Genomic DNA, 2,141 nt, shown 5'->3' on the forward strand with positions numbered 1-2,141 from the left:
ACTAATCGATCGAGGACTTAACCAATACATATTTTAATGATGATTCTTAGTTCTGTTATCTAGTTTTGAAGGAATAAACCTTCTAATTAAATTTAGTCTGGTAATGATGGCGAAGAGGTCACACCCGTTCCCATTCCGAACACGGAAGTTAAGCTCTTCAGCGCCGATGGTAGTTGGGGGTCTCCCCCTGTGAGAGTAGGACGTTGCCAGGCTAAGCCCCTAATAGGGGCTATTCTTTTGTTTACAATTATACGGCCCCTTGGTCAAGCGGTTAAGACACCGCCCTTTCACGGCGGTAACACGGGTTCGAATCCCGTAGGGGTCACTATATTGGAGGATTAGCTCAGCTGGGAGAGCATCTGCCTTACAAGCAGAGGGTCGGCGGTTCGATCCCGTCATCCTCCACCATTACCTATAGTGCCGGTGTAGCTCAACTGGTAGAGCAACTGACTTGTAATCAGTAGGTTGGGGGTTCAAGTCCTCTTGCCGGCACCAGGTTTTTTTGTGTTTTCGAGCCATTAGCTCAGTTGGTAGAGCATCTGACTTTTAATCAGAGGGTCGCAGGTTCGAATCCTGCATGGCTCACCATTTATTTAGCGGGTGTGGCGGAATTGGCAGACGCACCAGACTTAGGATCTGGCGCCGCGAGGCGTGGGGGTTCAAGTCCCTTCACCCGCATTGTTTATTACGCGGAAGTAGTTCAGTGGTAGAATACAACCTTGCCAAGGTTGGGGTCGCGGGTTCGAATCCCGTCTTCCGCTCTACTTTTCGTAAGTGCCGGGGTGGCGGAACTGGCAGACGCACAGGACTTAAAATCCTGCGGTAGGTGACTACCGTACCGGTTCGATTCCGGTCCTCGGCACCATTTTTACATCTATACGCGCCCGTAGCTCAATTGGATAGAGCGTCTGACTACGGATCAGAAGGTTATGGGTTCGACTCCTTTCGGGCGCGCCATATAGACGGGAAGTAGCTCAGCTTGGTAGAGCACTTGGTTTGGGACCAAGGGGTCGCAGGTTCGAATCCTGTCTTCCCGATTATTCTTTTTATAATGGGGCCTTAGCTCAGCTGGGAGAGCGCCTGCCTTGCACGCAGGAGGTCAGCGGTTCGATCCCGCTAGGCTCCACCATTATTATGATTATTGTATACGCTTATTTATTTGGCGGCGTAGCTCAGCTGGCTAGAGCGTACGGTTCATACCCGTGAGGTCGGGGGTTCGATCCCCTCTGCCGCTACCAAGTCATGAAGGATCTTTAGCTCAGCTGGTTAGAGCAGACGGCTCATAACCGTCTGGTCGTAGGTTCGAGTCCTACAAGATCCACCACTATTTATTCGGAGGTATACCCAAGTCCGGCTGAAGGGATCGGTCTTGAAAACCGACAGGGGGGTCAAACCCCGCGGGGGTTCGAATCCCTCTACCTCCTCCATTTTTCTTAAAAATATTTCATCATTTCTATTATCGCGGGGTGGAGCAGTCTGGTAGCTCGTCGGGCTCATAACCCGAAGGTCGCAGGTTCAAATCCTGTCCCCGCAATCTGGTCCGGTAGTTCAGTTGGTTAGAATGCCTGCCTGTCACGCAGGAGGTCGCGGGTTCGAGTCCCGTCCGGACCGCCATTTTTATTCTAGTAGGATCACCTACTGTTGATATACATTGTGTGGCTCAGTAGCTCAGTCGGTAGAGCAAAGGACTGAAAATCCTTGTGTCGGCGGTTCGATTCCGTCCTGAGCCATCATGAACATAATCTGGAGGGGTAGCGAAGTGGCTAAACGCGGCGGACTGTAAATCCGCTCCTTCGGGTTCGGCAGTTCGAATCTGCCCCCCTCCACCATTTATAATATAGGGGTATAGTTTAAAGGTAGAACAAAGGTCTCCAAAACCTTCGGTGTGGGTTCAATTCCTACTACCCCTGCCAACTCAAAATTCATATTACATCATGGCGATTGTGGCGAAGTGGTTAACGCACCTGATTGTGGTTCAGGCATTCGTGGGTTCGATTCCCATCAGTCGCCCCATTTATTTTATCTTATTGGGCTATAGCCAAGCGGTAAGGCAACGGATTTTGATTCCGTCATGCGAAGGTTCGAATCCTTCTAGCCCAGTCATGGCAGCATAGCCAAGTGGTAAGGCAGAGGTCTGCAAA

20 tRNA genes and 1 rRNA gene are annotated in these 2,141 nt (G+C 50.8%); all 21 read left to right on the forward strand.

Annotated elements, in window-relative coordinates:
• Positions 1 to 96 precede the first annotated feature (96 nt).
• A 5S ribosomal RNA gene (gene rrf / locus V179_RS0121755) occupies positions 97 to 212 on the forward strand.
• Positions 213 to 253: 41 nt separating this feature from the next.
• Positions 254 to 325, forward strand: a tRNA-Glu gene (locus V179_RS0121760).
• Between the two features lie 7 nt (positions 326 to 332).
• Positions 333 to 408 (forward strand) — tRNA-Val (locus V179_RS0121765).
• Between the two features lie 11 nt (positions 409 to 419).
• Positions 420 to 495 (forward strand) — tRNA-Thr (locus tag V179_RS0121770).
• A 17-nt stretch (positions 496 to 512) separates the two neighbouring features.
• A tRNA-Lys gene (locus V179_RS0121775) sits at positions 513 to 588 on the forward strand.
• Between the two features lie 8 nt (positions 589 to 596).
• Positions 597 to 678, forward strand: a tRNA-Leu gene (locus V179_RS0121780).
• An 11-nt stretch (positions 679 to 689) separates the two neighbouring features.
• A tRNA-Gly gene (locus V179_RS0121785) sits at positions 690 to 761 on the forward strand.
• A gap of 15 nt (positions 762 to 776) precedes the next feature.
• A tRNA-Leu gene (locus tag V179_RS0121790) sits at positions 777 to 865 on the forward strand.
• 15 nt (positions 866 to 880) lie between these two features.
• Positions 881 to 957 (forward strand) — tRNA-Arg (locus tag V179_RS0121795).
• 6 nt (positions 958 to 963) lie between these two features.
• Positions 964 to 1,037: transfer RNA gene (locus V179_RS0121800), tRNA-Pro, on the forward strand.
• 16 nt (positions 1,038 to 1,053) lie between these two features.
• Positions 1,054 to 1,129: transfer RNA gene (locus V179_RS0121805), tRNA-Ala, on the forward strand.
• Between the two features lie 32 nt (positions 1,130 to 1,161).
• A tRNA-Met gene (locus tag V179_RS0121810) sits at positions 1,162 to 1,238 on the forward strand.
• 9 nt (positions 1,239 to 1,247) lie between these two features.
• Positions 1,248 to 1,324: transfer RNA gene (locus tag V179_RS0121815), tRNA-Ile, on the forward strand.
• Positions 1,325 to 1,334: 10 nt separating this feature from the next.
• Positions 1,335 to 1,427: transfer RNA gene (locus V179_RS0121820), tRNA-Ser, on the forward strand.
• 33 nt (positions 1,428 to 1,460) lie between these two features.
• A tRNA-Met gene (locus V179_RS0121825) sits at positions 1,461 to 1,534 on the forward strand.
• Positions 1,535 to 1,537: 3 nt separating this feature from the next.
• Positions 1,538 to 1,614 (forward strand) — tRNA-Asp (locus tag V179_RS0121830).
• 43 nt (positions 1,615 to 1,657) lie between these two features.
• Positions 1,658 to 1,730: transfer RNA gene (locus V179_RS0121835), tRNA-Phe, on the forward strand.
• Between the two features lie 15 nt (positions 1,731 to 1,745).
• Positions 1,746 to 1,829 (forward strand) — tRNA-Tyr (locus V179_RS0121840).
• A gap of 10 nt (positions 1,830 to 1,839) precedes the next feature.
• Positions 1,840 to 1,913 (forward strand) — tRNA-Trp (locus V179_RS0121845).
• 24 nt (positions 1,914 to 1,937) lie between these two features.
• Positions 1,938 to 2,013: transfer RNA gene (locus V179_RS0121850), tRNA-His, on the forward strand.
• A gap of 15 nt (positions 2,014 to 2,028) precedes the next feature.
• Positions 2,029 to 2,100: transfer RNA gene (locus tag V179_RS0121855), tRNA-Gln, on the forward strand.
• Positions 2,101 to 2,141 lie beyond the last annotated feature (41 nt).

The organism is Bacillus cihuensis (assembly GCF_000504145.1).
Lineage (GTDB): Bacteria > Bacillota > Bacilli > Bacillales > DSM-1321 > Peribacillus > Peribacillus huizhouensis.